The organism is Citrobacter sp. Igbk 14 (assembly GCF_028069825.1).
Classification (GTDB): domain Bacteria; phylum Pseudomonadota; class Gammaproteobacteria; order Enterobacterales; family Enterobacteriaceae; genus Citrobacter.
This window is the reverse complement of record NZ_JANEWM010000054.1, coordinates 24,514-31,970: the sequence shown is the minus strand read 5'-3', so window position 1 is coordinate 31,970 and position 7,457 is coordinate 24,514. Positions and strand designations below refer to the sequence as shown.

4 protein-coding genes are annotated in these 7,457 nt (G+C 46.2%); 1 reads left to right on the top strand and 3 read right to left on the bottom strand.

The window, feature by feature from the left end:
* The first annotated feature begins 32 nt into the window (after positions 1-32).
* Entirely contained in the window at positions 33-3,011 is a 2,979-nt protein-coding gene (locus NNN64_RS18130) for a putative mucin/carbohydrate-binding domain-containing protein (protein ID WP_271442285.1), read from the top strand.
* Between the two features lie 42 nt (positions 3,012-3,053).
* On the opposite strand, the gene cdaR is transcribed toward NNN64_RS18130, so the two are convergent.
* The 3 genes from cdaR to dgt all read right to left on the bottom strand — a co-directional run bounded on the left by cdaR (position 3,054) and on the right by dgt (position 7,442).
* Positions 3,054-4,211 (bottom strand): DNA-binding transcriptional regulator CdaR, encoded by a 1,158-nt coding sequence (gene cdaR / locus NNN64_RS18125; protein ID WP_005132128.1) that lies wholly within the window; start codon positions 4,209-4,211, stop codon positions 3,054-3,056.
* A gap of 150 nt (positions 4,212-4,361) precedes the next feature.
* Positions 4,362-5,795 carry a serine endoprotease DegP gene (gene degP / locus NNN64_RS18120; protein ID WP_271442284.1) on the bottom strand — a complete coding sequence of 478 codons (1,434 nt, stop codon included), beginning with the start codon at positions 5,793-5,795 and terminating at the stop codon, positions 4,362-4,364.
* Between the two features lie 129 nt (positions 5,796-5,924).
* On the bottom strand, positions 5,925-7,442 hold the full coding sequence (dgt, locus tag NNN64_RS18115; protein ID WP_271442283.1) for a dGTPase: 1,518 nt from the start codon (positions 7,440-7,442) through the stop codon (positions 5,925-5,927).
* Positions 7,443-7,457: the final 15 nt, after the last annotated feature.

Below are 7,457 nucleotides of genomic sequence, written 5' to 3'. Positions count from 1 at the left end.
ATCTTCAACCACTAAATAAGAGATAACCAACTATGAACAATATACTTTTAATGAAATGCTATGCTCTCGAAAAGGCAACATGGCTTAATAAAGAAGGTTTTAATAAAGGGTTACTGCACGATCGTCAGGAATTAGACTTTATTTTGCCCGCGGAGACCATCCTTCGCGTCAGGCAGCCCGACATCAGTAATGGTTCTGCTACCTTGCGTCTATTATGCAATGACTCTGCTGTTGAAAAAACATTAACATTGAAAACTGAATGGCAAGAGATCAGCGCTACTGTTGATACCGTTCCTTTCATTGATACGCTATACATGGAAAATGTTTCTGATTACGACGTTGAATTTGAAACACCAGAAAAATTCCAGACATTGCCTTTTTTTGACAAAAATAGTGATTCTGCTTTATTTTTTTCTTCATGGTTAGAGACCAACGCCCCCTATGCGCTTATCGATACTGGCAGTGCCAAACTATTAGTTCCCTTTGCCGACATGGATAATCTCCAGAATGTAAATACCGACAATGGCATTTACGGACTATTGGACTATTATGAAAAAATTTTTGCATTCTATAATGATTTAGCCGGACTTAGTTTTACGCCAGTAAATTCTCTCAATCAGAACATTGCCAATAAGTATTTCATTAAGGCAGATAAAAACGGTGTGGGTTCCGCCTATTTCAACACCTACTGGTGTGCAGAGACCTCATCAACCATCGCGCAAGGCTGGATTGATAATGTTGAAAACCAATGGACTGTGCTGCATGAAATTGCCCATGGATATCAGGGCAATTTTATGAATGACTCTCGCTTCTCCGCTGGAGAGGTTTGGAATAATATATATGGTGCATGGTTTCAGCAAGTTATGTTGGGCAATAAAAATGAACTGTATACCGATGGATGGTTATATAACGATGGAAACAGAGGTTACACTGAGGATAATTTCCGAAATAATATCTATAACCAAACACCGGTGAATCAGTGGAATCCACATCAAAGATTATTATTATTGATGCTAATGCAATTCAAATCCTCGATGAAAAATTTTGTGCTATTTAATGATAGTTACCGGGCATTGGCAAACAGCGAAAATTTCTCCGCATCAGATCATCACATCCTGGATATGCTTGCAGAGGCAAGCGCCTCTGCCGCAGGATATGATATGACCCCCTATATTGATTTGTGTGGTGTTGAACTTGATGATATCACCCGAGAACGTATTCAGACTCTGGAAACCAAACCGGTTTATCCACTCTTTGATCTCCTGCCTGAAGCGGAATGGGACAACGCGCAGCAAGCAATGGGGCTACAAACGTCTGTTTGGTTGGTTGATAATGCAGAGTTGTCTGTCTTAAACAAAAAAGGCAATGTTACCTTTGATATCATCATTGATAATTTAGCTCAAATTTATGGACGTGATCTCAAAATAATTGATCATTGTGGCAATGATATTACGGTCAGAATTACTAATACTACATTAGAACAGCAATATTTACCCATTGGGGTTTATCAACTTATTCTGCCAAAAGGAAAATCTCAAAAATATACTACTGATCAAAACTGGTTTGTGGTACGTGAAGGCGAAAATAATGTAACGATTAATTATACCCCACTAAATGACACCAGCGGTCGTAACGAAGAACTTATTTTCCTGGGGCTTGGCGATGCAAAGTTTGCAACCCTCACTGTTGAGAATGAGAGCAAAACAATCCAACTAAATGTCACCAGTTCCGCGCCACATTCTTACTATGGCAGTGACATTTATGCGAGCGTCACCATTTTCTCAGCGACTGGCGAGGAAATTTTCAATCGTGATATGCCAGGACAAAATTGTCCAATTACCTATGATGAAATTCCTTTTGAAGATGGGTATCTCATCGAGGTTTATCATGCCGAATGTGGGAAGCGTTTATATAGCCTACCAAATTATCTTGATCTGGTTGTGCACAATGAAAAAATCAATAACTTCAGGATTGATAAAACAGGATTATTTAATACCGCACTAAACAATGACCCGGATGAGGATCTCCGTTCTATTATTGCTGAGTCAGCAGAAAAGCTACGCGTTGAGTCACTTATTTATACTCTACCAGAAAGCGCAGAAAAAATCAGTATCTGGCTAATGATTAACAAATTCACTGGCGAGGAGCGTGATTTATTATTGCTTGAATATGCAGATGTCATCCCATTAGATAATAGTGAACCCGACATCCTGACAGGGAGTATTATTCATCTTGAATTACGCGGATTGGGTGACGCCGAATTTTCCGAAGTTACTATCGATAACAGTAATTACTTGATGACGGTAAATACTAAATCAGTAATACCACACAATTATTATCCGGAAACCTACGCATGGATACGTGTGTGGAATGAAAATGGGATTGAAATGTACAACCGAAATTATGATGGCTCAATCCGATATCCGACTACAACAGAAAACATTCCATTACGCAATGGCTATGTTATCGACATCCTTCATTATGAACCATTCAGATGCGTAGCTTCAAACGTTATGCAAAATACAGATTTTCAACTTGCACAGGATAATACATGGGAAGTCATTAGTTCAGGGCTACAAGATTACCAACACCCGACTTCCAGTGATCCGAAGGCGACAATACGAGGTAATAAATTTCTCTGGAAGCTACTGGGATATTACGATGTACAGTTTGCCAGTATTGATATGGATCTGGTGAATAACCAGGTTGTTTACTCAACAGAGGCCACCACGCCACACAGCATATATGGCGAAGATCTCTATGCAGAGGTCAACATTATCGATAACAATGGTTTTCTCGTTTATCATCAGGAAATACAAAGTAAAGTCCTGCTGGAGAAATACACGAACACTATGACACTGGAAAAAGGATATACTATTGAGGTTTATCATGCAGAAGCATATAAACGCTCGGTTATTCTCAACACCGAGACCGAGCAAAAGTATCCCCAAAAGAAAAAAGTAGTTTATCAGGTTATTGAAAAAGGACTGCTTTTAATTTCTGAAGAGTAACCCGTAGCTCAAAACCACCTCGCTGTGAGGTGGTTTAATGTCTCAATGCTGCTCATCCAGCTGCAACGCCACATACAGTAGCAGTCTGTCGTCAAAATTCCCCAAATCCAGCCCGGTCAGTTCTGAAATACGATTCAGGCGATACTCCAGCGTATTACGATGAATAAACAATGCCTTTGAGGTCGCCAGCGGCTGAACGTTATGCCGAAACCATGCCGCTAATGTCCGGCGCAGCAAGCCGTTGTTATCCATCGCTTTCAGTCGTACCAACGGACGGGCCAACTCATTAGCCTGCCAACCGCCACGCAGGCTGTCTAACAGCACGGGCAGCATCAAATCCTGGTAAAAATAGCTGCGGCTTTCCGGCATGCGCTGCTTACCAACCATCATGGTCGTACGCGCGGTGCGATACGAGCGGGCAATGCTGCCCGGCCCGGTAAAATAGTTACCCAGCGATACGCGAAAGCGTAGCTGTCCGTTCTCTTTCATACGGGCGATCAGCTGTTCAACACGCTTGCGATGATCTTCTGCATCCCAGCGGCCAAACTGATTCAGCGCGGGTTTCAGAACGACCATCTCAGTCAGTGAAACAATCGCAATCAGGTTATTTCGCTCTGGTGTCGTCAACGCATTTTGTAATTGCTGTAGTTCAGCCATGGCGCTGTCTACACCAAGCTGACCACTGTCGACCTCCACCACTGCTACCACACGTGGTTGGTTCAGATCTATTCCTAGGCGCTGCGCCCATTCCACCAGCGCCGGGGTGTTCTCTTCAGCCTGAATCAGGTTCATCACCAGTTCTTCGCGCAGACGACTGTCCTGAGCGAGCAGATGCATCAAACGCGACTGCTCCAGCATCATTTCGGCGGTCATACACACCAGTTCACCATACTTACGCAAATGCTCCGGCTCGCCGGTTAAACCAATAACGCCAACAATTTCGCCTTCAAGCCGCAGCGGCAGGTTTATTCCCTGTCGCACGCCGTGCAGATGTCGTGCTACCGCATCATCAATATCGACGACCCGGCCCTGTGAGAGCACCAGCAGCGCACCTTCGTGCAATTCACCAATACGTTCGCGATCGCCACTGCCAATGATCCGCCCACGGGCATCCATTACGTTGATATTGGTATCAATGATGCGCATCGTGCGCGCCACGATATCCTGCGCCATTTTGGTATCGAGATGCCAGCCAGCCATAAAGCCCTCCTGTGAGCAGTGCTCAAGCATAGGGAAGAAAACAGGCCGCGACATTGTGCAAATGCACAAAGCAGAAGAAAGAAGTATGGAGTTGTGGTAGGTATCACAAAAAGAAACCCCTTCCCTGATATGGGAAGGGGTTCAGAGGGATTACTGCATCAACAGATAGATAGAGCTGTCACCACGCTGAATGTTCAGCGCCAGAACAGCTGGTTTACTGTCGAGAATTTTGCGCAGTTCCGCGATGTTTTTCACCGGTTGCTGGTTAGCACCAATGATGACATCCCCTTTCTTCAGGCCAATCTGTGCCGCCGGCGAATTCGGTTTCACATCGCTTACCACGACACCTTTGTCCTGGCCTTTGTTGCTCATATCCGCACCTTCAATGCCTTTGAAGATAGAGCTGGAATCAACCTGAGTCTGGCTGCTCTGCTGCAGTTCCAGGTTCACCGTTACCGGCTTACCGTCTCGCAGCAGGCCAAGGTTAATTTTGCTACCCACTGGCATGGTGCCGACCTGCGCACGCAGGGCAGCGAAGCTGCTGATGGGTTTACCGTTCAGTGATGTAATCACGTCACCCGCTTTGATACCGGCTTTCGCTGCAGAAGAGTTCGGCATAACCTGACTGACGAATGCCCCACGCTGGGCATCAACTTTCATCGCTTTCGCCAGCTCAGAGCTCAGCTCAGTCCCCATAATACCCAGCTCACCGCGTTTAACCTGGCCGAACTCAACCATCTGCGAAGTCAGGTTTTTCACCATGTTGCTTGGGATAGCAAAACCGATACCGATGTTGCCACCGTCCGGCGCGAGGATCGCGGTGTTAATCCCGATCAACTCACCATTCAGGTTAACCAACGCACCACCAGAGTTACCGCGGTTGATCGCCGCATCCGTCTGGATAAAGTTCTCGTAGTTTTCGGCATTCAGGCCACTACGCCCCAGTGCGGAAACGATACCTGAAGTCACCGTTTCACCAAGGCCAAACGGGTTACCAATCGCTACAGTGTAATCACCCACGCGCAGCGCATCAGAATCTGCTAGCTTAATTGCCGTCAGATTTTTCGGGTCCTGGATTTGGATCAGTGCGATATCAGAGCGCGGATCTTTTCCGACGATCTTCGCGTCAAACTTACGACCATCGCTCAGTTGAACCTTGATCACCGTGGCGTTATCGACCACGTGGTTGTTGGTCACAACATATCCTTTCGCGGCATCAATGATGACGCCAGACCCCAGCGCCATAAATTTCTGCTGCTGTCCGCCGCCGTTGTCAGCACCCGGAGCGCCACCCTGACAGAACGGTGAGCTCTGGAACGGAGAACCGTCCTGGCAGAACGGAGAGTTATCACCGAAGAACTGCTGGAAATTACGCGGCATACGCGGCGTATTGACCGTCGTGCTCCCCTCGACATTAATACTCACCACCGATGGCATCACTTTTTCGAGCATCGGGGCCAGGCTTGGCATCTGTTGGGCAGTTGTTACTGAAGACGCTGTCTCAGCCGCCGTTGCAGACAGGGGGGACAACGCCAAACCTAAACTCAGAGCCAGTGCACTCATTGCTAATGTGGTTTTTTTCATGTGTTTCGTTCTCGATTAACAGGTCACGCAAAATTGCTGTATACCTCAGAGTCGTTTTATAGCGCTAAGTTCCAGAATGAAGTTTAAGGAAAAAGTAAAATTTTATTGTCCGTCTTTACAAATGAGTATTTATTGTTCTACCGCCATCAGCCGTCTATATTCATCCCAGGCATACAAGTCAGTCATCCCGCTGATATAATCCTGAATTAAACGGCAGCGGTAATAATATTCCATAACCGGGAACTCGGCACTACCCGGCAATATTTTACTGACCGCCTCAACATAAGCAAGACGATGGCGGGTAGACAACTTTTGAAATAATCGAGATTCGATAGGGAACTGTTTTAATCTTTCGTGTTCAACCAGCTCGCTAAAGTCGGATAATGACATTTTTAACAGTGGCTGGTAGATTTCCAGAAGCCCACTGATAACCCGATAGCCTTGCAATTCCAGTTGCTCCACATCTGGATGGCTAAACACATGTTTTACCGCTACATTTTTATAAACCCCAAGCAACTGACTGAAGCTACTGGCATCTTCTAATAAAGCGTGGTTAAAACTCCCCTCAAAAATTTGCGGTAAATTATCAATAAAACGCTGAGCGGCGTACGGTACCAGTTTATTCAGCGTGTTAACGCGTAAATACATAAAGAACTGATCTTCCGTACTGCGACTTAATGTATTTGAGCGAGATTTCTCCCAGGCGTTCTCAACAACCTGGCTAAACAGGGAACCTTTTTCATGATGCCCCCACGCCTCATACAGATGGTGATAAAGCTGCTCAACGCTGAAGATTCTTTTCTCAACAGCATCCTCCAGGTCAGCCACACAATAAGAGATATCGTCCGCTGCTTCCATAATCCAAGTTAATGGAAAGCGACTGTAAGGTGCTAAGGATAATTCTTTACGTAACCGCTCAATATACGGTTCCTCAGAAAGGTAATATCCCGGTTTCTTCATTAAATAGTTATGCGTCGCCGGCGTACCTCCACGCCACCATGCCGGGCGCGTATATTTTAAAATCCCCCCCACCTGCGACCAGGTCAGGTTCATACGCATCAGGGTATGCACCAGCCGAATGCCCTGCGCATTGCCTTCAAAATGGCACAGGTCCTGACGTACCTTGCGGCGAATATCATTGAGCGACTCTTCACCTTCACGCAAACGTAACGCAGGCACCTGGCAGCGATCGTCGCTTAAGGGCTGGCTTTCAGCATCAGCCGGATAGAGTCGCTGGCGAAACCAGTCATTAATTGCTGCCTCGCCAAAGTGACCAAACGGCGGATTGCCGATGTCATGCATCAGGCAGGACATTTCGACGATGCTTTCAAAGGGACCGGTCAACTCATCCAGGCCGTACTGCTCCAACAATTTTTGCTCTTTCAGTCGACTGAGGATCTCTTTGGCGATATAACGCCCTACCTGCTGAACTTCCATCGAGTGCGTCAGGCGCGTACGCACCGCCGCATTACGCTCCAACGGAAAGACCTGGGTTTTTTGCTGCAGTCGGCGAATAGCCGGAGAATTGATAATACGTCCACGGTCGCTTTCGAAAATGCGCAGGATCTCATGCTCAGATTTCACGCCCTGCGGCGAACGGTAACGACGATGCCAGTTTATTTTTTTTCGGAAATCGATCTGTGCCATGTCCTCTCCCGCCTG

Coding starts and splice junctions, on each gene's coding strand:
- NNN64_RS18130 (WP_271442285.1), top strand. CDS start 33: ATGAACAATATACTTTTAATGAAATGCTATGCTCTCGAAAAGGCAACA.
- cdaR (WP_005132128.1), bottom strand. CDS start 4,211: ATGGCTGGCTGGCATCTCGATACCAAAATGGCGCAGGATATCGTGGCG.
- degP (WP_271442284.1), bottom strand. CDS start 5,795: ATGAAAAAAACCACATTAGCAATGAGTGCACTGGCTCTGAGTTTAGGT.
- dgt (WP_271442283.1), bottom strand. CDS start 7,442: ATGGCACAGATCGATTTCCGAAAAAAAATAAACTGGCATCGTCGTTAC.